This window comes from Pseudomonas sp. FDAARGOS_761 (assembly GCF_013343155.1).
Lineage (GTDB): Bacteria > Pseudomonadota > Gammaproteobacteria > Pseudomonadales > Pseudomonadaceae > Pseudomonas > Pseudomonas aeruginosa.
The window spans coordinates 5,984,164-6,007,916 of the sequence record NZ_CP054572.1 but is presented as its reverse complement, the minus strand read 5'-3'; the positions used below and the strand labels follow the sequence as shown (position 1 = coordinate 6,007,916).

The following is a 23,753-nucleotide window of genomic DNA, read 5'->3' as shown; positions in this document are numbered from 1 at the left end:
CCTCGTAGAAGGGATTCAGTATGCCGCGCGATAGATCGCCAGGGCGTCCGCCTCGCCGACCTCGCGTGGGTTGTTGACCAGCAGACGCTGCTGGAGCATCGCGTCGGCGGCCAGGCGCGGCAGCATCGCCTCGTCCACCCCGGCGTCGCGCAAGCGGCTCGGCAGGCCGTTGCGCGGACTGAGCTGGGCCAGTTCGTCGATCAGCTGCGCGGTAAGCGCGTCGCGATCGCCCGGACGCAAGCGGTCGCCCAGCAGCAGCGGCGCCAGCTCGGCATAGAGTCCAGCGGCAGCGGGAGCGTTGAAACGGATCACCTCCGGTAACACCAGCGCGTTGCTCAGGCCGTGGGGAATGTGGAAATGCCCTCCCAGCGGATAGGCCAGGGCATGTACCGCCGCCACCGGCGCATTGGCGAAGGCCTGCCCGGCCAGGCAGGCGCCCAGCAGCATGGCCTGGCGCGCCTCGCGGTCGCCGCCGTCGCCTACCGCGCGTTCCAGGTTGGCCGCCAGCAGGCGCAACGCCTCCCGCGCCAGCAGGTCGGACAGCGGGTTCTTCTTCAGTTTGCTGGTATAGCTCTCGATCGCATGCACCATCGCGTCGATACCGGTCGCCGCGGTGACCGCCGGCGGCAGGCCGAGGGTCAGGTCGGCGTCGAGCAGCGCCAGATCGGGCAGCAGGTAGGGCGAGACCACACCCATCTTGGTGGTCTCGCCAGTGGTGACGATGGCGATCGGCGTCACCTCGGAGCCGGTCCCGGCGGTGGTCGGCACCTGGATCAGCGGCAGGCGCGGCCCGCGTGCGTTGCCGACCCCGAAGACCTCGCCGAGCCCCTGCCCTGCCTCTGGATGGGCGAGCAGCGCGACCAGCTTGGCCACGTCCATGGAACTGCCACCGCCGAAACCGACCACCAGCTCGGCAGCCATGGCCCGCGCCCGCCCGAGCGCGGCCTCGACCACCGATTCAGGCGGATCGGCGAGCACCTGGTCGTACACCTCGACGGCCAGGCCCAGGCGCGGGAAGCCGGGCAGGATCGCATCCAGCAAGCCGAGCCGGGTGATCCCCGGGTCGGTCACGATCAACACGCGGCGCGCCCTTCGCTCGCGGCAGAGTTCAGCCAGGCGGATGGCGGAGCCGACCTCGCAGAGGATCTGCGCGGTAGTGGCGAAACTGAAAGCTTGCATATCGGTCTCCCTGGGCGAGACGCCCGTCAGAACGAGAAATGCTCCTCGGGCAGGGCCATCAGGCAGTCGGCGCCGCCGAGCAAGGCTTCGCGGTGCATGCTCGCCCGCGGCAGGATGCGCCGCAGGTAGAAATCGGCGCTGCGCAGCTTGGCCCGATAGAAATCGCCCTCGCCGGAGCCGCCGTCCAGCGCTTCCTGGGCTCGTGCAGCGGCTTGCAACCAGAGGGCCGCGAGCAATACGTAGGCGCTGTACTGGAGGAAGTCCACGGAAGTGGCGCCGATCTCCTGGGGATCGCGGGCGCAGGCCTCGAGTACCTGGCCGGTGAGCTGCCGCCACTCCTCCAGGCGTTGCAGCACCGGCTCGACCAGCGGCGCCAGCGCAGCACGCCCTTGCAGCGCCTCGCTGGCCGCCGCCAGTTCGCCTTGCAGCGCCAGCAGTTCGCCGCCCTGGTCGCCGAGCAGCTTGCGGCGGACCAGATCGAGCGCCTGGATGCCATTGGTGCCTTCGTAGATCTGGGTGATGCGACTGTCGCGCATCAATTGCTCCATGCCCCATTCGCGGATGAAGCCGTGACCGCCATAGACCTGTACGCCGAGGCTGGCGACTTCCTGGCCGACATCGGTAAGGAAGGCCTTGACGATGGGGATCAGCAGCGCTGCACGGCGCGTCGCCGCGCGCCGGCCGTCGGCATCCGGATGGCCGTGTTCCAGGTCGAGCTGGCGTGCACAGCAGGCCGCCAGCATGCGGCAGCCTTCGACCAAGGTCTTCTGGGTCAGCAGCATGCGCCGTACGTCGGGGTGCACGATGATCGGGTCGGCGGCCTTGTCCGGTGCCTGCGGGCCGACCAGGGCGCGCGACTGCAGGCGCTCGCGGGCGTAGCCGAGGGCGCCCTGGAAGGCCCGTTCGGCGATACCCAGGCCCTGCAGGCCGACCTGGAAGCGCGCGTCGTTCATCATCGTGAACATGCAGGCCAGGCCCTGGTTCGCCTGGCCCAGCAGCCAGCCCCTGGCGCCGTCGAAGTTCATCACGCAGGTGGAAGCGCCCTTGATCCCCATCTTGTGCTCGATGGCGCCGCACCCCAGGCTATTGCGCTCGCCCAGGGAGCCATCGGGATTGGCGACGAACTTCGGCACCAGGAACAGACTGATGCCCTTCACCCCGGCCGGCGCGTCCGCCAGGCGCGCCAGCACCAGGTGGACGATGTTCTCGGTGAGGTCCTGCTCGCCACCGCTGATGAAGATCTTGCTGCCGCTGATCGCGTAGCTGCCGTCGGCCTGCGCCTCGGCGCGGGTGCGCAGGAGGGCGAGGTCGGTGCCGGCCTGGGGTTCGGTCAGGCACATGGTGCCGGCCCATTCACCGCTCACCAGCTTGCCCAGGTAGTCGCGCCGCAACGCCTCGTCGCCATGCTTGTACAGGGCCAGCACGGCGCCCTCGGTCAGCCCCGAATAGACGCGGAAGGACAGGCTGGCGGCCATCAGCATCTCGTGGAAGCACGCGGAGACCATCTGCGGGAAGCCCTGGCCGCCGTACTCGGTGGGTCCGGTCATGCTCGCCCAGCCGTTTTCGCTGTACTGCCGGTAGGCTTCGCGAAAGCCGGTGGGGGTGGTCACCACGCCGTCCTTCAGCTTCGCGCCTTCCTCGTCGCTGTTGCGATTGAGCGGCGCCACCACCTGGCCGGTGTAGCGCGCGCCTTCCTCGAGCACGCCGTCGATCAGTTCGCGATCGATGCCGTTGCCCAGCAGTTCGCAATGCGCGCCGACATCGAACAGTTCATGGAGAACGAAGCGCATGTCGCGCAAGGGGGCCTGGTAATCCATCTCAGCGCGCCTCCTGCAGGTCGGCGAAGGCTCCGCCCTCGGCGGCCAGGCGCTCGACCAGGGACGCCGGCTTCCAGCGCGCGCCGTGGCGCTGTTCGAGGAAACGCAGGCGTTGCAGCAGCTCGGCCGCGCCGAGGCGATCGGCCCAGGCCATGGGACCGCCCTCCGCGGCGGGGAAGCCGTAGCCGTTCAGGTAGACAGTGTCGATGTCGGCGCTACGGGCGGCGATACCCTCGTCGAGGATCTTCGCGCCCTCGTTGACCAGCGCCAGCAGGCAACGCTCGAGGATTTCCTCGTCGGCGAAATCGCGCCGCGGGTAGCCCAGCGTCTCGGCAACCCGGAGCACCAGGGCATCCACCTCGGTATCGTGCTCCGCCTGGCGGCTGCCCGGCGCGTAGCGGTAGTAACCGGCACCGCTCTTCTGGCCGAAGCGGCCCAGCTCGCAAAGGCGGTTGTCCACCTGCACGGCCGGCTGGTCCTGACCGACCCCGGCCAACTCGCGGGCGCGCCACTCCAGGTCGATACCGACCACGTCGTACATGCGGAACGGCCCCATGGCGAAACCGAACGCCTGGAGAGCCCGGTCCACCTGGTACGGCAGGGCGCCTTCCAGCAGCATCAGGCGGGCCTCGGTGGCGTAGGGTTCGAGCATGCGGTTGCCGATGAAGCCGTGGCAGTTGCCGGCCACCACGCTGACCTTGCCCATCCGCTCGCCCAGCGCCAGGGCCGCCTCCAGCACCGCCGGCGCGGTCTGCGCGCCGCGCACGATCTCCAGCAGCCGCATGATGTGCGCCGGGCTGAAGAAGTGCAGGCCGAGCACCTGACCCGGACGCGCGGTGACCGCGGCGATGGCGTCGATGTCCAGGTAGGAGGTATTGCTGGCCAGCACCGCGGAGGGCTTCAGCGCCGCGTCCAGCTCGCGGAAGATCGATTGCTTGAGTTCCAGGTTCTCGTAGACCGCCTCGATCACTAGGTCCGCCTCGCGCATCGCGGCGAGGTGCTGGACCGGCGTGATGCGGGCGCGGCGCGCGGCCGCTTCCTCTTCGCCGATACGCCCCTGGCGCACGTTGTGCGCGTAGGTGTCGGCGACGGCGCCGAGCGCCTGGTTGAGCATCTGCGGGTTGCTGTCCAGCCACTGCACGTCGAGACCGGCGTTGGCCAGGCACATGACGATACCGCGACCCATGGTGCCGGCGCCGATCACCGCGGCCTGGCGGAAGGAAAAGTTCTGGCTCATGGTCTTGTCCTCGTTGTAGCGAGCGCAGGAGGAACGGTGGACGAAACCTGGGGCAGTCCGACCGCACAAAAAGCGACCACTACCTTAGGGGAAGGTCGTACTATTTTTGAAATTTAGTCTTGTGATAGCTGGAATTCAGGCAATGAATATCCAAACCTTCGACCTCAACCTGCTACGCGTCCTCGACGCCCTGCTGCGCGAACGCAACGTCTCGCGCGCGGCGGAGCGCCTGGCGCTGAGCCAGCCGGCAGTGAGCAATGCACTGAACCGCCTGCGCGAGCTGCTCGACGACCCGCTGCTGGTCCGCGCCGGTCGTGCGATGCAGCCGACGCCCCGGGCGCTGGCGCTGGAAGCGCCGATCCGCGCGGCGCTGCGGCAGATCGAACAGAGCCTGGGCGACGGCGAGGGCTTCGATCCCGGGCGCAGCCGGCAGCGCTTCACCGTAGCGGTGACCGACTACGTCGAACTGATCTGCATGCCCGCCCTGATGCGCCGCCTGAGTGAGCGGGCGCCGGGAATCTCCATCGCCATCCAGCACCTGACCCCGACCTTGCCGGCCGAGGCGCTGGACAAAGGCGAACTGGACCTGGTGCTAGGCCGCTTCGAAAACGTCCCGGCGCGCTTCCAGCGCCGCCATTGGGCCAGCGAGACCCTGCAACTGGTCGCCCGACGTCAGCACCCGCTGCTGGCGCAGGCTCCCGACCTGGCCACCTTTCTGGAGCTACAGCACCTGTGGGTGCACGGCGGGCAGACCAAGGGGATGGTCGACCAGTGGCTGGGCAGCCAGGGGCTCAAGCGGCAAGTGGCCTACACCACACCGAACTACCTGCAGGCAGCGCACATCGCCGCGTACAGCGACCTGGTCGGCGTCCTGCCGCGACAACTGGCGCACTACTTCGAACGATTGCTGCCCCTGCAATCGTTCGACCTGCCGTTCGACCTCGGCCCGTTCCACCTGGAACTGGTGTTTCTGGCCCAGCGCGAACGCGACATCGCCCTGCAATGGCTGGTCGAACAGATCCGCCAGGTCGGGGCCGCCGGACCGGACTAGGGGAATCCGGGCAGTCAGAAGCGGTCGCGGATGACCAGTTCTTCCCGCGGCAGCTTGCCGCTGCGCGGCCAGGGTTCAACGGCCTTTTTCCCGACCGCGACCATCAGGCCGATCACATGGTTGTCCGGCAGGTTGATCAGCCGGGCCACGGCATCGAAGTCGAAACCATCCATCGGACACGAATCCAGGCCCTGGCCGCGGGCGACCAGCATCAGGGTCTGCGCCAGCAGGCCGCAACTGCGCATGGCTTCGTCGCGCTGTACCTGGGGCTTGCCGCGGTAGTAGGTGTCGATGGCGCCTGCCATGAACGCCTGTACCGCCTCGGGAGCACCGTCCCAGACCCGCTGCGCGTTGCGCTCCCAACTGTCGAGCTGGGCACACACCACCACCAGCATCGCCGCGTCGGTGACCTGCGCCTGGTCCCAGGCCACTTCACGCAACTGCGTGCGCAATTGCGGATCGCTGACCTCGACCAGCCGCACGTGTTGCAGGTTGAAGGCGGAAGGCGCATGCAGTGCCAGGTCCAGGAGATGGTCCTTCTCTTCGCGAGTCAGGCTGAAGGATGAGTCGTAGCCCTTGATGGCACGGCGACTCCGAACGGCGTCTTCGATATGCATGGGGGAAATCCACTGCGAGGGAACAAAGGGGCGCCCACTCTAGAGCATTGGCGAGAAGATAAACCAGACTTCAATAAATCCGACGCAGCCCCACAGCAGCTACTTACAGAATCAGGACTAGGACTATTCCTAGGAAGGAATTTTCTTTAGGAATTGTCCTATATTCCACTCCAATGCCAGCGCCTGGGAGAGGGCCCCTCCCGGACGCACGAACGCAGAAAAATAAGGATGAACTCACGTAGGAGTAAGCTCATGAACAGGATGGGCCAACTGGCTTTGTTCGGTCTTCTTGTAGGAACTTCCAGCAACCTGTTCGCCGCCCCCGGCAGCATCAGCGGCGTCATTCGCTTCACCGGCGCCATTGTCGAGCCACCATGCTCGATGAGCGCTCCCCGCCAAGACGAAAGCAAGGGCAGTTTCCACCTCAGTGGCTGTCCCATGCAGGCGCGCACCGCGGAAGTCAGCATCCGTTCGATGAAGACCGGCGAGGTGCGCCACTTGCAACCCAGCGATACGGTCATCGGTGAACGGGATTTCTCGGCGCGCTATGAGCTGGCCGGAAGCGGTCGCCGCTCCGGCAACTACCTGATCACCGTCACCTACCCCTGACGTCCGGACATGAAAAAACCGCCCGAAGGCGGTTTTTTCATGGTGCCGAAACGTGGCTTACAGCTGCGGGCCGGCGGCCTTGATCGCGTCGGAAACCTCGAATTTCTTGAAGTTTTCGATGAACTGCTTGGCCAAGCCCTTCGCCGCCTCGTCGTAGGCAGCCTTGTCGGCCCAGGTATTGCGCGGGTTGAGCAGATTGGTCTCGACGCCCGGAACGACCTTCGGCACGTCCAGGTTGATGATGTCCAGGTGCTCGGTTTCCGCGCCGATCAGCGCGCCGCTCTGGATCGCCGCGATCACGCCACGGGTGGTCGGGATGTTGAAGCGCTTGCCGACGCCGTAGCCACCGCCGGTCCAGCCGGTGTTGACCAGGTAGACCTTGGAGCCGAAGGCCTTGATACGCTTGATCAGCAGCTCGGCGTAGACACCGGCCGGACGCGGGAAGAAAGGAGCACCGAAGCAGGTGGAGAAGGTCGACTTGATACCGCCGCCGGAACCCATCTCGGTGGAGCCGACCAGCGCGGTGTAGCCGGACAGGAAGTGGTAGGCCGCCTGCTCATTGTTCAGGATCGATACCGGCGGCAGTACGCCGGTCAGGTCGCAGGTCAGGAAGATCACCGCGTTGGGCTCGCCGCCGAGGTTCTTCTCCGAACGCTTCTCGACGTGCTCCAGCGGGTAGGCGGCGCGGCTGTTCTGGGTCAGGCTGTCATCGGCGTAGTTGGGCACGCGCTCTTCGTCGAGAACCACGTTCTCCAGCACGGCGCCGAACTTGATGGCTTTCCAGATGACCGGCTCGTTCTTCTCGGACAGGTCGATGCACTTGGCATAGCAACCGCCTTCGACGTTGAACACCACGCCCTCGCCCCAGCCGTGCTCGTCGTCACCGATCAGGTAACGGCTTTCATCAGCGGACAGGGTGGTCTTGCCGGTGCCGGACAGGCCGAAGAACAGGGTCACATCGCCCGCTTCGCCGATGTTGGCAGCGCAGTGCATCGGCAGCACGTCGCGCTCGGGCAGCAGGAAGTTCTGCACGGAGAACATGGCTTTCTTCATCTCGCCGGCATAGCGCATGCCTGCGATCAGCACTTTCTTCTGGGCGAAATTGAGGATCACGCAACCGTCGGAGTTGGTGCCGTCGCGCTCGGGCACGCATTCGAAGTTGGCGACATTGAGGACCTGCCACTCGTCCTTGCCGGCCGGGTTGTACTGCTCCGGCTCGATGAATAGGCAACGGCCGAACAGATTCTGCCAGGCGGTAGCGGTGGTCATCTTCACCGGCAGGTAGTAAGCCTCGGCGGAACCTACATGAACATGGGAAACGAAATGGTCCTGGGCGTTGTTGAACGCTTCCACGCGGGCCCACAGCGCATCGAACTTGTCGGCCGGGAACGGACGGTTGATGTTGCCCCAGGCGATCGCGTCCTTGGTGCTCGGCTCTTCGACGATGAAACGGTCGACCGGCGAACGGCCGGTGCGATGGCCGGTGCGTACGACCAGCGAGCCGTTGGCGGCCAGTTCGCCCTCACCGCGGCGAATGGCTTCTTCTACCAGTTGGGCGGCGCTGATATCGGTGTACACGGCGTTGTTGGCTTGCGTCATGTGGTTCCCCGTCGGCCAGAGGCCGAGTCCTCCAAACTTCGTAGCGCTTCAAAAAACTCACTACAGGAAAAAAGTGGCGGGATTATGCCAGAAAAGCCCGCTGGATGAAAAATCGTCAGTGGCGGGTCTCGGAAGGCCCCTGGCTGCCAGCGCCAGCGAACAACTGGGCGACGTCGGAGGCGTCGAACAGGTAGCGCTGGTTGCAGAACTGGCAGTCGATGGTGATCGAGCCTTCCTCCTCCTCGAGCAGCCGCTCGCAGTCGGCCTGCCCGAGACTGACCAGGGCGTTGGCCGAACGTTCCCGCGAGCAACTGCAATGGAAGACCAGCGGTTGCGGCTCGAACAGGCGCACGGTTTCCTCGTGGTAGAGGCGGTGCAGGACGGTCTCGTTGTCCAGCGCCAGCAGCTCTTCGGCGGTCAGCGTGTCGGCCAGGGTGGTCAGGTGCTGCCAACTGGCCTCGCGGGCCTCGGGGTCCTTCAGGCGGTCGGCGGGAAGCTGCTGCAGCAGCAGGCCGCGGGCGCGGCGGCCGTTGGCGTTGAGCCAGAAACGGGTCGGCAGCTGTTCCGAGCTGGCGAAGTAGTTGGACAGGCATTCCGCCAGGTTCACCCCCTCCAGGGCGACGATCCCCTGGTAGCGCTGGCCCTTGACCGGGTCCACGGTGAGGGTCAGCACGCCTTCGGGCATCAGTTCCTGCATGCCGGCGTCGGCGCCGATGGACTCCGCCGAATAGCGGGCCAGGCCACGCACCTGGCGGTCGCTGGAACACTCCACCATCAACAGCGGAACCGCGCCGCTGGAGCGCGCCTGCAATACCAGCAGGCCGTCGAACTTGAGCGTGCCGCAGAGCAGCGAGGCCGCCGCGAGCATCTCCCCGAGCAGTTGCGCGACCGGTTCCGGATAGGGATGTTTGGCCAGCACTTCGCTGTAGCTACGCTCGAGATCGACCATCTCGCCGCGCACGTCGGTATCGTCGAAAAGGAAACGCTGGCTCTGATCTGAATGGGACATGCGGGACACAACGCTACGAATGAGGGAATGACAAGTGAGTGACAAAGGCCTATAAAAGCGCGCTTCGTGACAGTCGTACGCCGACCCGGCGCCGATAGGGGGAAACGATTTTATGGATAATGCCTCTCCGTTCCAAGCGGCCTGGCAATGGCGCAAGTTCGCCACCTGTCATCTTCTGGCGCTCCTGCTGCTGATCCTGTGGCTCTGGGGCCCCACCCGCGAGCTGATGAACGGCTTCGACTTCTGGCTCTTCGACAAGCTCAACGGCTCCCTCGCCCTCAACGAAACCTGGCTGAAACTCTGGGGCCTGCTCAGTACCCGACCGTTCGACGCGGTGGTCGGGGTGATCCTGCTCTGCCTGCTGATTCGCGGCGACTGGCTGCTGCCAGCGAACCAGGTACGGCGGCTGACCTTCGGCTTCATCGTGACCCTGCTGATCCTGGTGGTGATCCGCGTGCTCTACGCCAAGATCGCCCACCACCTGCACTGGCAGCACGCCAGCCTGTCGATGCTGATGGACAAGGCCATCCACCTCAGCGACCACTTCCCGGACTGGGAACGCGTGTGGGAAATCAAGGACCGCTCCAAGCGCAGCTTCCCCGGCGACCACGCCTCGGTGCTGCTGGTCTGGGCGCTGTTCATGTCGCTGTTCGCCCGCCGCGCCGGGCAGTTCCTGCTGATCTGGACCCTGGCCGTGCTGTTCATGCTGCCGCGCCTGGTAGCCGGCGCGCACTGGGGCCAGGACGACTACATCGGCGGCCTGCAGATGGCCCTGCTGGCCCTCGCCTGGGGCTGCTACACACCGCTGGCGGCGAAGGCCAGCGGCTGGCTGGTGCAGGTGACCGAACCGCTGTTCCGCCTGCTGGCGAAATTGCCGCTGATCGGCCGCCTCGGCGTGGTCCGCGACTCGGCCTGAGGCCATCCCGGTCTCCCCTGCGGGAGATCGGCGCTTCTCAGTCCTGGCCGCCGCGCAACTGGTGGATCTGCCGCCGCTGCTTCTTGCTCGGCCGCCCCTCGGTCTGTACGCCCAGCGCCCCGGCCTTGCGCATGGCCGCCGCGCGCTCGCGGCTTTCCACGCTGTCCGCGGTTTCCTCGTAGAGAGCCTGGGCCTCCGGCGCGCCACGCCGGACTACGGAAAGCGCGCGAATCGTCACGGTTCGCTCGTCGAAGCCCGTACGAATGGTCAATTCCTCCCCTACCCTGGGTTCCTTGCTCGGCTTGCACCGCTCGCCCCGGCAATGCACCTTGCCGCCCTCTATCGCGGCCTTGGCCAGCGCCCGGGTCTTGAAGAAGCGCGCCGCCCAGAGCCACTTGTCCAGGCGCACCTTGTCGTCGTCTTTCTCGCTCACTGGCATTTCCCGTATTCGTTCCGCCGCTGTCTCGCGACTGTCATCGACAGCCGCTAGGTTCGTCTTCGGCATCCTCGGGCAGCCGTCTGGCGGCCGCCCATAGCCCTGCTAGAATGCCGGCAAAACGCCTGGAATGCCTACCCGTGAAGACATTCGACCAGCTTTCCGTCATCGGTCTGCGCGAGTGGATCGCCTTTCCCGAACTGGGCATGGTCGGGCTGCGCGCGAAGATCGACACCGGCGCCAGCACCTCCAGCCTGCATGCCTCGGACATCGTTCCCTTCGAGCGCGACGGCGAGAAGTGGGTGCGCTTCACCGCCCACCTCGGCACGCTGGTACAGCGCCGGCACCGTTGCGAAGCGCCGATGGTCGCGCGCAAGACCATTCGCAGCTCCAACGGCCAGGCCCAGACCCGCTACGTGATCCGCACCACCCTGGCGCTGGGCGATCGCATGTGGCCGGTGGAGTTCACCCTGGCCTGCCGCAAGTCCATGCGCTATCGCGTGCTGCTCGGCTCCAAGGCGCTGATCGCCGGGCAACTGGTGGTCAACCCGGCCCTGGCCTACGTCCAGGATCGTCCCGAGTCGCCGGCCGCCCTGCCCGCGGCGACGGGCATCAACCTGCTCGACGGGAGTCCGGTTTGAGCCATTCGCCGGCAGCACCTGTCCAACCTCCATCCATTCCCGAAACGGCCGGTCCAATGCCTGCCGCGACGACAACCCACAGCCTCGCCGCCGCTGCCCGCCAGCCGGTCCAACCCATCCACAGGTGCTGAATGAAAATCGCCGTGCTGTCGCGCAATCCCCGGCTCTACTCGACCCGTCGCCTGGTGGAGGCCGGGCGGGAGCGCGGCCATGAAATGGTGGTCATCGATACGCTGCGCGCCTACATGAACATCGCCAGCCACAAGCCGCAGATCCACTACCGGGGACAACCGCTGGAGGGCTTCGACGCGGTGATCCCGCGCATCGGCGCCTCGGTGACCTTCTACGGCTGCGCGGTATTGCGCCAGTTCGAGATGATGGGCGTGTTCCCGCTCAACGAGTCGGTCGCCATCGCTCGCTCGCGGGATAAGCTGCGCTCGCTGCAACTGCTCTCGCGCAAGGGCATCGGCCTGCCGGTGACCGGCTTCGCCCACTCCCCGGACGATGTCCCGGACCTGATCGAGATGGTCGGTGGCGCACCGCTGGTGATCAAGCTGCTGGAGGGCACCCAGGGCATCGGCGTGGTCCTCTGCGAAACCGAGAAGGCCGCCGAATCGGTGCTCGAGGCTTTCATGGGGCTCAAGCACAACATCATGGTCCAGGAGTACATAAAGGAAGCCGGCGGCGCCGACATCCGCTGCTTCGTGGTCGGCGACAAGGTGATCGCCTCGATGAAGCGCCAGGCAGCGCCCGGCGAGTTCCGCTCCAACCTGCACCGCGGCGGCACCGCCAGCCTGATCAAGATAACCCCGGAAGAACGCATGACCGCCATCCGCGCCGCCCGCGTGATGGGCCTGAACGTCGCCGGGGTGGACATCCTGCGCTCCAACCATGGTCCGCTGGTAATGGAGGTGAACTCCTCGCCGGGCCTGGAAGGTATCGAATCCACCACCGGCAAGGACATCGCCGGAATCATCATCCAGTACCTGGAAAAGAACGGCGGCCCCCACCTGGCCAGGACGAAGGGAAAGGGGTGAGCCGGACCAGACAACGCATGCGTTGTCCCAGCGCATCGGACGCACCGCATTACGCTGGCGATCCCGGCCTCGACAGAAGGTCCATGCCACGCTTGAATGAAGCACCGCCGCAACCGATGCCGGAAACCCCGCCGAACCCCGGGCTCTTCCGGCACTCGAATCCTTTCCTGACGCTTCATGGAATCGCCGCATGACCCCTCGTCCCTCCTCCGACCAGACCTGGCAGCCCATCGACGGCCGGGTGGCGCTGATCGCGCCAGCCTCGGCCATCGCCACCGACGTGCTGGAGGCGACCCTGCGGCAACTGGAAGTGCACGGCGTGGACTACCATCTCGGCCGCCACGTCGAAGCCCGCTACCGCTACCTCGCCGGGACCGTCGAGCAGCGCCTGGAAGACCTGCACAACGCCTTCGACATGCCGGACATCACCGCGGTCTGGTGCCTGCGCGGCGGCTACGGCTGCGGCCAGTTGCTGCCGGGCCTGGACTGGGGGCGCCTGCAGGCGGCCTCGCCGCGGCCACTGATCGGTTTCTCCGACATCTCGGTGTTGCTCAGCGCTTTCCACCGCCACGGCCTGCCTGCGATCCACGGCCCGGTGGCCACCGGACTCGGTCTGTCGCCGCTGAGCGCCCCCCGCGAGCAGCAGGAGCGGCTAGCCTCTCTGGCCTCGGTCAGCCGCTTGCTGGCCGGAATCGACCATGAACTCCCGGTGCAGCACCTCGGCGGACACAAGCAACGCGTCGAAGGCGCGCTGATCGGCGGCAACCTCACCGCCCTGGCCTGCATGGCCGGCACCCTCGGCGGCCTGCACGCCCCGGCGGGGTCGATCCTGGTCCTGGAGGACGTCGGCGAACCCTACTACCGCCTGGAGCGCAGCCTCTGGCAATTGCTCGAAAGCATCGACGCGCGCCAGCTCGGCGCGATCTGCCTGGGCTCGTTCACCGATTGCCCGCGCAAGGAAGTCGCCCACAGCCTGGAGCGGATCTTCGGCGAATACGCCGCCGCCATCGAGGTGCCGCTCTACCACCACCTGCCCAGCGGGCATGGTGCGCAGAACCGAGCCTGGCCTTACGGGAAGACCGCGGTGCTCGAGGGAAACCGGTTGCGCTGGTAGGGACGGGGCGCGCCCCTCTCCGTAAGCGCGAGAGGGGTTGGGAAGTGCCGCTGGAACGGCACAAACCCGTCGGGTATCAGGCCGCGCCGCGCGGTAGCAGCAACCCCAGCGGCAGGCAGACCCGCGCTTCCAGGCCGCCGCCATCGCGGTTGCGCAGTTCGACGCTGCCGCCGTGCTGGGCGGCGATGCGCTTGACGATCGCCAGGCCGAGGCCGGTGCCCTTGCCGCCACGCGCCTTGTCGCCGCGGATGAAGGGATTGAAGATGCTGTCCACTTCCGCGGGATCGATGCCCTGGCCGCGATCGAGCACACTCAGCACCACGTAGGGCGCCGCGCTTTCGCCGGCCACGTAGCTGGCCACCTCCACCGAGCCGCCACCGTGGTTCAGGGCATTGTCGATCAGGTTGCCCAGCAGACGCTTCATCGACACCCGCCGCAACGGCATCGCCGGTACCGGCTGCAAGGCCATGCGCACCTGCTCGCGAGTCTGGTTGAACGGTGCCACCACCTCGCGCACCAGGTCGGTCAGGTCGCCCTCCTCCACCGGCTCGTCGCGGCCGTCGCGGATGAAGGCGAGGAACTGGTCGAGGATCGCATCCATGTCCTCGATGTCGCGGACCATGTCCTCGACCATCTCCCGTTCGCTCTCCGGCAGCAACTCCAGCGACAGGCGCAGGCGTGTCAGCGGGGTGCGCAGGTCGTGGGAGACACCGGCCAACATCAATTCGCGTTCGCGCCCGCCCTGCTCGATGTCCTCGGCCATCTGGTTGAAGGCGCGATACACCTCGGCCATTTCACTCGGCGTCTCCGGCCCCAGCGGCAGACGCACGCTGCGCCCCTGGCCGAACTGGCGGGCGGCGACCACCAGGCGCTTGAGCGGCTGGCTGAGCTGGCGGACGAAGATCCAGGCGGCAGCGGTGGAGAGCAGGCCGATGCCGAGGAACCAGCCGAGCACGCTCCAGATCCGTTGGCCACGCAAGGGATGCGGATACAGCGGCACCGCCAGCCAGCCTTCGCCGAGGCTCGGTGCGCGCACCCAGAGCTGCGACGGCTGGTGGATACGCAGGCGGGTCTCGGTGTCCGGCCCCAGCTCCATCTGCATCTGTCGCTGGAAGATTTCCGTGTACGGCCAGTGCTGCTCGCCGGGCTGGTCGGCGCTGCTCGGCACCCAGCGCAGGCCGGAAGCCTTGGCGATGGCCGCGCGCGACTCCTCGTCGGCAGCCCAGAACGCGCGGATGGTCAGCGCCGCGCCGTGGCTGTACTGGCGGTCGACGATCACGTCCTCGTTCATCAGCAGGTAGACCAGGGTCAGCGCCTTGGAGAACAGCACGACGATCAGCACCAGCCAGAGGGTGCGGGCGAAGAAGCTTTGCGGGAACCAGAGCGGCGTTTTCATCGATCGGACCGGTTGCGCGCCGGCGGACGGGGCCGACGCCTGTTGCGGGTAAGACGACGCGGCCGGTGCATCGCTGCACCGGCCGCGCGGAGACTCAGGCCTTGCGCGCGTTGCCGTCCGGCACGAACACGTAGCCGACGCCCCAGACCGTCTGGATATAGCGCGGCTTGGACGGATCCGGCTCGATCAGCCGGCGCAGGCGCGAGATCTGCACGTCGATGGAACGCTCCAGGGCATCCCACTCGCGGCCACGGGCGAGGTTCATCAGCTTGTCCCGGGTCAGCGGTTCGCGGGCGTGCTGCACCAGGGCCTTGAGCACGGCGAACTCGCCGGTGGTCAGCATGTGTACCTCGTCGCCCTTCTTCAGTTCGCGGGTGGCGAGGAACAGCTGGTAGTCGCCGAAGGTCACCACCTCGTCGGCACCGGCAGGCGCGCCGGGCACCAGCGGTGCCTGGCGGCGCAGCACGGCCTTGATCCGCGCCAGCAGTTCGCGCGGGTTGAACGGCTTGGCCAGGTAGTCGTCGGCGCCCAGTTCCAGGCCCTGGATGCGGCTGCCCTCGTCGCCCTTGGCGGTGAGCATGATGATCGGCACCTGGTTGTTCTGTTCGCGCAGGCGGCGGCAGGCAGTGAGGCCGTCCTCGCCGGGAAGCATCAGGTCGAGCACAACCAGCTGGAACAGTTCGCGGGATAGAAGGCGATCCATCTGCTCGGTGTTCTCCACCGCGCGGACGCGGTAGCCCTGTTCGTCGAGGAAACGTTCGAGCAGGCGGCGCAGGCGGGCGTCGTCGTCGACGACGAGGATCTTTTCACCTTCGGCCAGGGCGGCAGGGTTCGACATAGAAACTCCCAGAATGAGTCAGGCGGGCATTATCGCCCAGGTAGCGGCTGGGCCGGACTGTCCATTGTTAGCAGATTTTTCCCCGACCAGCCGCCCTCCAAGGCGAAACTTGGCAGGTATAATGCGGCGCTTTTGCGGCGGGGCGTTGTCTACACGGCCCGTTTTCGTTCGTTTTACCAGGTGGATCAATGGACAGCATCAACACCCGTATCGCCGAAGAGCTCTCCGCACTGCCCTCCGGCCGCGTTCAACCGCAGCAAGTCGCCGCTGCCGTCGCCCTGCTCGACGAAGGCTCCACCGTTCCCTTCATCGCCCGTTACCGCAAAGAGGTCACCGGCAGCCTCGACGATACCCAGTTGCGCATGCTGGAAGAGCGCCTGCGCTATCTGCGCGAACTGGAAGAACGCCGCGGCGCGATCCTCGCCAGCATCGAGGAACAGGGCAAGCTGACCCCCGAACTGGCCCGCGACATCAAGCTCGCCGACACCAAGACCCGTCTCGAAGACCTCTACCTGCCTTATAAGCAGAAGCGCCGCACCAAGGGCCAGATCGCCCTGGAAGCCGGCCTCGGCGCGCTGGCCGACGCACTGTTCGACGACCCGACCCTGGTCCCGGAAAGCGAGGCCGCGCGTTTCGTCGACGCCGAGAAAGGCTTCGCCGACGTCAAGGCGGTGCTGGAAGGCGCCAAGTACATCCTCATGGAGCGCTTCGCCGAAGACGCCACGCTGCTCGACAAGCTGCGCGTGTTCATGAAGAACGAAGCGACCCTGACCGCCCGCGTGGTCCCCGGCAAGGAACAGGAAGGCGCCAAGTTCAGCGACTACTTCGAACACGACGAGCCGCTGAAAAGCGCCCCGTCGCACCGCGCCCTGGCAATCTTCCGCGGACGCAACGAAGGCGTCCTCAGCGCCTCGCTGAAGGTCGGCGAGGAAGCGCCGGGCACCCTGCACCCATGCGAGGTCATGATCGCCGAGCGCTTCGGCCTGTCCAACCAGGGCCGCGCCGCCGACAAGTGGCTGGCCGAGGTGGTGCGCTGGACATGGAAGGTCAAGCTCTATACCCACCTGGAAACCGACCTGTTCGGCGAGCTCCGCGACGGCGCCGAGGACGAGGCGATCAGCGTGTTCGCGCGCAACCTGCACGACCTGCTGCTGGCCGCCCCGGCCGGCCCGCGCGCCACCCTCGGCCTCGACCCGGGCCTGCGCACCGGGGTCAAGGTCGCGGTGGTCGACGCCACCGGCAAGCTGCTGGACACGGCCACCGTCTACCCGCATGCGCCGAAGAACCAGTGGGACCAGACCCTCGCCGTGCTCGCCGCGCTCTGCGCCAAGCACCAGGTCGAGCTGATCGCCATCGGCAACGGCACCGCCAGCCGCGAGACCGACAAGCTGGCCGGCGAACTGATCAAGAAATATCCGGGCATGAAGCTGACCAAGATCATGGTCAGCGAAGCCGGCGCATCGGTGTATTCCGCCTCCGAACTGGCGGCGAAGGAGTTCCCCGAGCTGGACGTGTCCCTGCGCGGCGCCGTGTCCATCGCCCGCCGCCTGCAGGACCCGCTGGCGGAGCTGGTGAAGATCGAGCCCAAGTCGATCGGCGTCGGCCAGTACCAGCACGACGTGTCCCAGCTGAAGCTGGCGCGTAGCCTGGACGCGGTGGTCGAGGATTGCGTGAACGCCGTCGGCGTCGACGTCAACACCGCCTCCGCCGCCCTGCTGGCACGCATCTCCGGCCTCAACTCGACGCTGGCGCAGAACATCGTCGCGCACCGCGACGCCAACGGCGCGTTCCGCACCCGCGACGAGCTGAAGAAGGTCAGCCGCCTGGGCGAGAAGACCTTCGAGCAAGCCGCCGGCTTCCTCCGCGTGATGAACGGCGACAACCCGCTGGACGCCTCGGCGGTGCACCCGGAAACCTATCCGCTGGTGCAGCGCATCGCCGCCGACACCGAGCGCGACATCCGCTCGCTGATCGGCGACTCGGCGTTCCTCAAGCGCCTCGACCCGAAGAAGTTCACCGACGAGACCTTCGGCCTGCCGACCGTCACCGACATCCTCAAGGAACTCGACAAGCCCGGCCGCGACCCGCGTCCGGAGTTCAAGACCGCAGAGTTCCAGGAAGGCGTCGAGAGCCTCAAGGACCTCAAGCCGGGCATGGTCCTGGAGGGTGTGGTGACCAACGTCACCAACTTCGGCGCGTTCGTCGACATCGGCGTCCACCAGGACGGCCTGGTGCACATCTCGGCGCTGTCCGAGAAGTTCGTCAAGGATCCGTACGAAGTGGTCAAGGCCGGCGACATCGTCAAGGTCAAGGTCATGGAAGTGGACATTCCGCGCAACCGTGTCGGCCTGTCCATGCGCATGAGCGACACCCCCGGCGAGAAGGTCGAAGGCCAGCGCGGCGGGCGTCCCGCCGGCGGCGGCCAGCCACGCCAGGAGCGTGGCGCCCCGCGCGGACAGAGCGCGCCGCCGGCGAACAACGCCATGGCCGCGCTGTTCGCCAACGCCAAGCAACTGAAGAAGAAGTGACGGAGCCGTCCATGAGCGAGATGCCCGCCCGCGAGCAGATGATCAGCGCCTACAGCGAACTGGTCGGCCTGGACCCGGTCAGCCTCGGCGACGGAGTCGCCGAGGTACGCCTGCCGATGGCCGCGCACCTGCGCAACCGCGGCGGGGTCATGCATGGCGGCGCGCTGTTCTCGCTGATGGACGTGACCATGGGGCTGGCCTGCTCCAGTTCCCATGGTTTCGACCGCCAGAGCGTCACCCTGGAATGCAAGATCAACTACATCCGCGCCGTCGCCGACGGCGAGGTGCGCTGCGTCGCCCGCGTCCTCCATGCCGGGCGCCGCAGCCTGGTGGTGGAAGCCGAGGTGCGGCAAGGCGACAAACTGGTCGCGAAAGGACAAGGTACCTTCGCCCAGTTGTAAACCGGCGAGGCCGCCATGCGGCAGAGTGGCGCGCAACGGCGATCCCGATCCGTGCCGGGCGCCCGCCTCGACGGCTCCCGCCGAAGGCGCGGCGACCGGCCCCCGGACGAAGCGAAAACGCATTTACGTCCTCCCTCTTGTAGACCGCTCGGTCCACCCTCATATTGGGGCGACCGATCTGGGACGCGATCACAAGGAATCCCGACTTGAGCGATCTTCTCTCCCGCCGCCTGGCTCTGCTCGGCGCCGCAGCCAACCTGCCCCTGCTGACCGAGTGCCTGCATGGCATCGAGCGCGAATGCCTGCGAGTCGATAGCGACGGCAAGCTGGCACTCACCCCCCACCCCCGGGCCCTGGGTTCGACCCTGACCCATCCGCAGATCACTACCGACTACTCCGAGGCCTTGCTGGAGTTCATCACGCCCACGGAAACCGACGTCGCCGACACCCTGGGCGATCTCGAGCGCATCCACCGCTTCGCCAGTTCGAAACTGGACGGCGAGTACCTGTGGAGTCCATCGATGCCCTGCGAGCTGCCGGACGAGGAGAGCATCCCGATCGCCCGCTACGGCAGCTCGCTGATCGGCCGCCTGAAGTACGTCTACCGCAAGGGCCTGGCGCTGCGCTACGGCAAGACCATGCAGTGCATCGCCGGCATCCACTACAACTTCTCCCTGCCGGAGAGGCTCTGGCCGCTGCTGCGCCAGGCCGAAGGCAGCGAGCTATCGGAACGCGACTACCAGTCCGCCGCCTACATCGCCCTGATTCGCAATTTCCGCCGCTACAGCTGGCTGCTGATGTACCTGTTCGGCGCCTCGCCGGCCCTCGACGCCGGCTTCCTGCGTGGCCGCCCGAGCCAGTTGGAGCGCCTCGACGAACACACGCTCTACCTGCCCTACGCCACCAGCCTGCGGATGAGCGACCTGGGCTACCAGAACAACGCCCAGGCCGGCCTGACGCCCTGCTACAACGACCTGCAGAGCTACATCGACAGCCTGCGCCAGGCGGTCAGCACGCCCTACCCGCCCTACGAGAAGGTCGGCACCAAGCAGGATGGCGAATGGGTGCAACTGAACACCAACATCCTGCAGATCGAGAACGAGTACTACTCGAGCATCCGGCCAAAGCGCGTCACCTACACCGGCGAGCGTCCGGTGCAGGCCCTGGCCGCTCGCGGCGTGCAGTACGTGGAAGTGCGCTGCCTGGACATCAACCCGTTCCTGCCGCTGGGCATCGACCTGGACGAGGCGCGCTTCCTCGACGCCTTCCTGCTGTTCTGCGCGTTCAGCGACAGCCCGCTGCTGAACGGCGAGTGCAGCGACGCCACCGACAACTTCCTCGCCGTGGTCAAGGAAGGCAGGCGGCCGGGCCTGCAATTGCAACGTCGCGGCCAGCCGGTGGAATTGAAGGTCTGGGCCAACGAGCTACTCGAACGAATCGCCGATACCGCGGCGCTGCTCGACCGCGCACGCGGCGGCGAAGCCCACGCGGCGGCGCTGGCAGCGCAGCGGGCTAAGGTGGCCGATGCGGAACTGACGCCTTCGGCGCAGGTGCTGAAGGTCATGCGCGAGCGCGGCGAGAGCTTCGAAGCGTTCTCCCTGCGCCAGAGCCGCGAACACGCGGAGTATTTCCGCCAGCATCCGCTGGCCGCCGAAGAGCAGGCACGCTTCGAGAAGATGGCCAGCGACTCCCTGGCCGAACAGACGGAGCTGGAACGCGACCAGGATGGCGACTTCGATACCTTCGTCGCCGCCTACCAGGCGAGCATCCTCGGCCTGATCAGCAACTGAGCGAAGCCGGCGCGCCCCTGCGCCCAGGGACGCGCCGGCGGATCACAGGCTCTTCTCGAATACCTGCGAATTGCGCTGGAAGTTGTACAGCGAGGCCCGCGCCGCCGGTAGCCGCTCTACGCTGCTGGGCTGGAAGCCGCGCTCGCGGAACCAGTGCGCGGTCCGCGTGGTGAGCACGAACAGGGTCTTCAGGCCGAGTCCGCGCGCGCGCTCCTCGATCCGCTCCAGCAGTTCGTCGCCACGCCCGCCGTGGCGGTACTCCGGGTTGACCGCCAGACAGGCCAGCTCGCCCGCCTCGGAATCGGCGATCGGGTAGAGCGCGGCGCAGGCGATGATCAGCCCTTCGCGCTCGACGATGCTGAACTGTTCGATCTCGCGTTCCAGCACCTCGCGGGAACGGCGTACCAGGATGCCCTGCTCTTCCAGCGGGCGGATCAGCTCGATCAGCCCGCCAACGTCCTCGATGCCCGCCTCGCGCAACTGTTCGAACTGCTCTTGGGCGACCAGGGTGCCGTTGCCGGTGCGGGTGAACAGCTCGCTGAGCAGCGCGCCGTCCTCGGTGTAGCTGACGATATGGCTGCGCTTGACCCCGGCCCGGCAGGCCTGCGCCGCGGCGTCCAGCAGCTCGGCCTGGTAGCTGTTGCCCAGCCGTTGCAGGTGCGCGGGCACCTGCTGCGGGCGCAGTTCGCGGACCAGCTTGCCGGATGCGTCCAGCAGGCCCTGTTCGGCGCCGTAGAGAATCAGCTTTTCCGCTTCCAGGTCGATGGCGGCGCGCATGGCCACGTCTTCGCAGGCCAGGTTGAAGATTTCCCCGGTCGGCGAGTAGCCCAGCGGCGAGAGCAGGACGATGCTGCGCTCGTCGAGAAGGCGGCCAATGCCCTTGCGGTCGATGCGACGGACCTCGCCGGTATGGTGGTAGTCGACACCCTCGACCACGCCGATCGGCCGCGCGGTGACCAGGTTGCCGCCAGCGACCCGCAGGCGCGCGCCCTGCATCGGCGAGGCGGCCATGTCCATCGACAGCCGCGCCTCGATGGCGATGCGCAGACTACCCACGGCGTCGATGACGCATTCCAGGGTCGGCGCATCGGTCACTCGCAGGTCGCGGTGATAGCGCGGAGCCAGGCCGCGCGCGGCCAGGCGCGCCTCGATCTGCGGGCGCGAACCGTGCACCAGCACCAGGCGCGCGCCGAGGCTGTGGAGAAGGACCAGGTCGTGGACGATATTGCCGAAATTGGGATGCTCCACCCCTTCGCCGGGGAGCATGACCACGAAGGTGCGGTCCCGGTGCGAGTTGATGTAGGGCGAAGCGTGACGTAACCAGTTGACGTAGTCGGGCATGGTGGGGAAAGCCTGTCGTTTCGTGAGCGAGAGCAAAGCGTGAGCGGCCGGGACGGCCCGAAGGGCGCCGTTATCGTCGTCGCAGCAACATCGACAGGCTTCTCCTCACTTTCTGGTTAACGAGACGGATGGATCACGCGCGAGTTTAAACCCTCGGCGGCCCCGCAGCGGCGGGATTCGACCATGGTACGGGGCCTGGGGCCGGAACGAACCGTTTTACCACTATTTCTGAAAAAAACTATCCGAAAACCCCGGTTAACTCGCGCAGCGCTTTTTCGCTAGGCTGCCTCGTTCGCCGTGCCGTCCGGCGCGCAACCACGCGAACGAGGAAAATCCATGAGCGAATACTTCCATCACGTCCTGGTCGGCCTGCTCGCCGTGCTCCCGGTAGCCAACCCGCTGACCAGCGTCTCGCTGCTGCTTGGCCTCGGCGGCAGCCTACCGCCGGCGGAGCGCAACCGGCAGATATTCAAGGCCAGCCTCTACGTGGCGCTGATCATGCTGGTCAGCTTCTACGGCGGCAGCCTGGTGATGCAGGTGTTCGGCATCTCCATTCCCGGCCTGCGCATCGCCGGCGGGCTGATCGTCGCCTATATCGGCTTCACCATGCTGTTCCCCGCCACCACGCCGGACGAGACCGAAGTCCAGCACGACCTGCTGTCGGACGAGGAAAAGATCACCCCGCACTTCCGCGACCTGTCCTTCGTTCCGCTGGCCCTGCCGGGTACCGCGGGGCCGGGGACCATCGCCCTGGTGGTCAGCTCGGCGTCGACGCTGCAATCCACCTACGGAAGCATTCCGCTGTTCATCCACCTCGCGGCGATCACCGTCACCCTGCTCACCGCGCTGATCTTCTGGATCGCCCTGCAAAGCTCCGGGCGCATCATGAAGTTCCTCGGCGAATCCGGGATCGACGCCATCTCGCGAGTGGTCGGCTTCCTGCTGGTGGCGATGGGCGTGCAGTTCGTCATCAACGGCGGCTTCGAGCTGGTCGCCGGCCACGCCGCGCTTCAGTCGGCGGCGGGCGTCAGGCAGTAATGCTGGATCAGCCGGCGCAGCACGCCGACCATCGGTTCGATACGCGCCAGTTCGAGGTGCTCGTCGGGCTGGTGGGCACAGGCGATGTCGCCGGCACCGAGGACCAGGGTCTCGCTGCCCAGGCGCTGGAAGTACGGCGCCTCGGTACCGAACGCCACGGCCTCGGCGCGATGCCCGGTCAGGCGTTCGGCGACGCGTACCAGTTCGCTGTCCTGCGCCTGTTCGAACGGCGGCACGGCAGGGAACAGCGGCTGGTAGTCGATGCTCACCTTGTGCCGTTCGGCCAGCGGCCGCAGGCGCTGGCGGATCGCCTCGCGCAACTGCTCAGGCTGCATGCCGGGTAGCGGGCGCAGGTCGAATTCCAGCGAACACTGGCCGCAGATGCGGTTGGGATTGTCGCCGCCGTGAATGCAACCGAAGTTCAAGGTCGGCTGGGGCACGCTGAACTGCGGGTTGTTCCAGGCCTGCTGCCATTCCCCGCGCAGCGCCATCAGCTCGCCGATGGTCGCGTGCATCGCCTCCAGGGCGCTGCGCCCGAGGTTCGGATCGGACGAATGGCCGCTCTGCCCGAGAATCTCGATGCGCTCCATCATCACCCCCTTGTGCAGGCGGATCGGCCGCAGGTTGGTCGGCTCGCCGATCACCGTGGCGCGACCCAGCGGTCGCCCGCTTTCGGCGAGGGCACGGGCGCCGGCCATCGAGCTTTCCTCGTCGCAGGTGGCGAGGATCATCAGCGGCTGGCGGAACGGCTGGTCGAGCAGCGGCAGCAGGGCCTCGATGGCCAGCGGGAAGAAGCCCTTCATGTCGCAACTGCCGAGGCCGTACCAGCGGCCGTCGCGCTCGTCCAGGCGCAGCGGATCGCTGCTCCACAGCGCTTCGTCGTAGGGCACGGTATCGGTGTGGCCGGCCAGCACCAGCCCGCCGGGACCGCTGCCGTAGCTGGCCAGCAGGTTGAACTTGCCCGGCGAGACTTCCCGGATCTCGCAGCGGAAGCCTAGATCGCCCAGCCAGGAGGCCAGCAGGTCGACCACCGGGCGGTTGGTCTGGTCCAGCTCGGGCTGGGTGCAACTGACGGAAGACGCGGCGATCAGCGCGCCGAACTGGTCTTTCAGAGACGGCAACGGCATGGGACTCTCCACACGGATCGAGCCCCATCATG

Annotated in this window: 21 protein-coding genes; 10 read left to right on the top strand and 11 right to left on the bottom strand. The window is 66.9% G+C overall.

Annotated elements, in window-relative coordinates:
- Positions 1–15: 15 nt before the first annotated feature.
- The 3 genes from FOC67_RS27975 to FOC67_RS27965 are packed head-to-tail and all read right to left on the bottom strand — an operon-like array spanning position 16 to position 4,233.
- Positions 16–1,179: an iron-containing alcohol dehydrogenase gene (locus tag FOC67_RS27975; RefSeq protein WP_009314468.1), complete on the bottom strand. Its 1,164-nt coding sequence runs from the start codon at positions 1,177–1,179 to the stop codon at positions 16–18.
- 26 nt (positions 1,180–1,205) lie between these two features.
- Complete coding sequence (locus tag FOC67_RS27970; RefSeq protein WP_009314469.1) at positions 1,206–2,996, bottom strand: acyl-CoA dehydrogenase C-terminal domain-containing protein; 1,791 nt, start codon at positions 2,994–2,996, stop codon at positions 1,206–1,208.
- A gap of 1 nt (position 2,997) precedes the next feature.
- A complete protein-coding gene (locus FOC67_RS27965; protein ID WP_003109978.1) occupies positions 2,998–4,233 on the bottom strand; it encodes a 3-hydroxyacyl-CoA dehydrogenase in 1,236 nt (411 codons plus the stop codon).
- Between the two features lie 142 nt (positions 4,234–4,375).
- On the opposite strand from FOC67_RS27965, the gene FOC67_RS27960 reads away from it, so the two are divergent.
- The gene (locus FOC67_RS27960) at positions 4,376–5,284 is read left to right on the top strand and encodes a LysR family transcriptional regulator (RefSeq protein WP_003096239.1); all 909 of its coding nucleotides are present in this window, start codon (positions 4,376–4,378) and stop codon (positions 5,282–5,284) included.
- A 14-nt stretch (positions 5,285–5,298) separates the two neighbouring features.
- Here the strand turns inward: FOC67_RS27960 and FOC67_RS27955 are convergent, their stop codons facing one another.
- Complete coding sequence (locus tag FOC67_RS27955) at positions 5,299–5,901, bottom strand: nitroreductase family protein (protein WP_003136000.1); 603 nt, start codon at positions 5,899–5,901, stop codon at positions 5,299–5,301.
- Positions 5,902–6,153: 252 nt separating this feature from the next.
- Here FOC67_RS27955 and FOC67_RS27950 point away from each other — a divergent pair, with 252 nt between their 5' ends.
- Positions 6,154–6,510 carry a hypothetical protein gene (locus FOC67_RS27950; protein ID WP_003141916.1) on the top strand — a complete coding sequence of 119 codons (357 nt, stop codon included), beginning with the start codon at positions 6,154–6,156 and terminating at the stop codon, positions 6,508–6,510.
- A 57-nt stretch (positions 6,511–6,567) separates the two neighbouring features.
- On the opposite strand, the gene FOC67_RS27945 is transcribed toward FOC67_RS27950, so the two are convergent.
- Both FOC67_RS27945 and hslO read right to left on the bottom strand, forming a co-directional pair.
- Positions 6,568–8,109: a phosphoenolpyruvate carboxykinase gene (locus FOC67_RS27945; RefSeq protein ID WP_003141918.1), complete on the bottom strand. Its 1,542-nt coding sequence runs from the start codon at positions 8,107–8,109 to the stop codon at positions 6,568–6,570.
- A gap of 115 nt (positions 8,110–8,224) precedes the next feature.
- The gene (gene hslO, locus FOC67_RS27940; RefSeq protein WP_003109983.1) at positions 8,225–9,118 is read right to left on the bottom strand and encodes an Hsp33 family molecular chaperone HslO; all 894 of its coding nucleotides are present in this window, start codon (positions 9,116–9,118) and stop codon (positions 8,225–8,227) included.
- A 112-nt stretch (positions 9,119–9,230) separates the two neighbouring features.
- Between hslO and FOC67_RS27935 the strand changes: the two genes are divergently transcribed.
- Positions 9,231–10,034, top strand: a complete 804-nt coding sequence (locus FOC67_RS27935; RefSeq protein ID WP_003109984.1) for a phosphatase PAP2 family protein — start codon at positions 9,231–9,233, stop codon at positions 10,032–10,034.
- A 37-nt stretch (positions 10,035–10,071) separates the two neighbouring features.
- Here FOC67_RS27935 and FOC67_RS27930 read toward each other — a convergent pair whose 3' ends face one another.
- Entirely contained in the window at positions 10,072–10,467 is a 396-nt protein-coding gene (locus FOC67_RS27930) for an RNA-binding S4 domain-containing protein (RefSeq protein ID WP_003136003.1), read from the bottom strand.
- Between the two features lie 209 nt (positions 10,468–10,676).
- Here FOC67_RS27930 and FOC67_RS27925 point away from each other — a divergent pair, with 209 nt between their 5' ends.
- The 3 genes from FOC67_RS27925 to FOC67_RS27915 all read left to right on the top strand — a co-directional run bounded on the left by FOC67_RS27925 (position 10,677) and on the right by FOC67_RS27915 (position 13,262).
- Positions 10,677–11,111 (top strand): ATP-dependent zinc protease, encoded by a 435-nt coding sequence (locus FOC67_RS27925; protein ID WP_003123679.1) that lies wholly within the window; start codon positions 10,677–10,679, stop codon positions 11,109–11,111.
- Positions 11,112–11,242: 131 nt separating this feature from the next.
- Positions 11,243–12,148, top strand: coding sequence for a 30S ribosomal protein S6--L-glutamate ligase (gene rimK, locus FOC67_RS27920; RefSeq protein WP_009314470.1), 906 nt, complete (start codon positions 11,243–11,245; stop codon positions 12,146–12,148).
- A gap of 190 nt (positions 12,149–12,338) precedes the next feature.
- A complete protein-coding gene (locus tag FOC67_RS27915; protein ID WP_003109987.1) occupies positions 12,339–13,262 on the top strand; it encodes an LD-carboxypeptidase in 924 nt (307 codons plus the stop codon).
- A 76-nt stretch (positions 13,263–13,338) separates the two neighbouring features.
- Here FOC67_RS27915 and amgS read toward each other — a convergent pair whose 3' ends face one another.
- Positions 13,339–14,658 carry a two-component system sensor histidine kinase AmgS gene (amgS, locus tag FOC67_RS27910; protein WP_003109988.1) on the bottom strand — a complete coding sequence of 440 codons (1,320 nt, stop codon included), beginning with the start codon at positions 14,656–14,658 and terminating at the stop codon, positions 13,339–13,341.
- 94 nt (positions 14,659–14,752) lie between these two features.
- Positions 14,753–15,496: a two-component system response regulator AmgR gene (gene amgR / locus FOC67_RS27905; RefSeq protein WP_003096259.1), complete on the bottom strand. Its 744-nt coding sequence runs from the start codon at positions 15,494–15,496 to the stop codon at positions 14,753–14,755.
- 188 nt (positions 15,497–15,684) lie between these two features.
- Between amgR and FOC67_RS27900 the strand changes: the two genes are divergently transcribed.
- The 3 genes from FOC67_RS27900 to gshA all read left to right on the top strand — a co-directional run bounded on the left by FOC67_RS27900 (position 15,685) and on the right by gshA (position 20,215).
- Positions 15,685–18,024, top strand: a complete 2,340-nt coding sequence (locus FOC67_RS27900; protein WP_003109989.1) for a Tex family protein — start codon at positions 15,685–15,687, stop codon at positions 18,022–18,024.
- Positions 18,025–18,062: 38 nt separating this feature from the next.
- On the top strand, positions 18,063–18,425 hold the full coding sequence (locus FOC67_RS27895) for a PaaI family thioesterase (protein WP_042115369.1): 363 nt from the start codon (positions 18,063–18,065) through the stop codon (positions 18,423–18,425).
- 206 nt (positions 18,426–18,631) lie between these two features.
- Positions 18,632–20,215, top strand: coding sequence for a glutamate--cysteine ligase (gshA, locus tag FOC67_RS27890; RefSeq protein ID WP_003141926.1), 1,584 nt, complete (start codon positions 18,632–18,634; stop codon positions 20,213–20,215).
- A gap of 42 nt (positions 20,216–20,257) precedes the next feature.
- Here gshA and argA read toward each other — a convergent pair whose 3' ends face one another.
- Entirely contained in the window at positions 20,258–21,556 is a 1,299-nt protein-coding gene (gene argA, locus FOC67_RS27885) for an amino-acid N-acetyltransferase (RefSeq protein ID WP_003096265.1), read from the bottom strand.
- A gap of 336 nt (positions 21,557–21,892) precedes the next feature.
- Between argA and FOC67_RS27880 the strand changes: the two genes are divergently transcribed.
- Positions 21,893–22,594, top strand: coding sequence for a MarC family NAAT transporter (locus FOC67_RS27880; protein WP_003096266.1), 702 nt, complete (start codon positions 21,893–21,895; stop codon positions 22,592–22,594).
- Here FOC67_RS27880 and argE read toward each other — a convergent pair.
- Positions 22,567–23,721: an acetylornithine deacetylase gene (argE, locus tag FOC67_RS27875; protein WP_003136032.1), complete on the bottom strand. Its 1,155-nt coding sequence runs from the start codon at positions 23,719–23,721 to the stop codon at positions 22,567–22,569. The genes FOC67_RS27880 and argE overlap by 28 nt on opposite strands.
- Positions 23,722–23,753 lie beyond the last annotated feature (32 nt).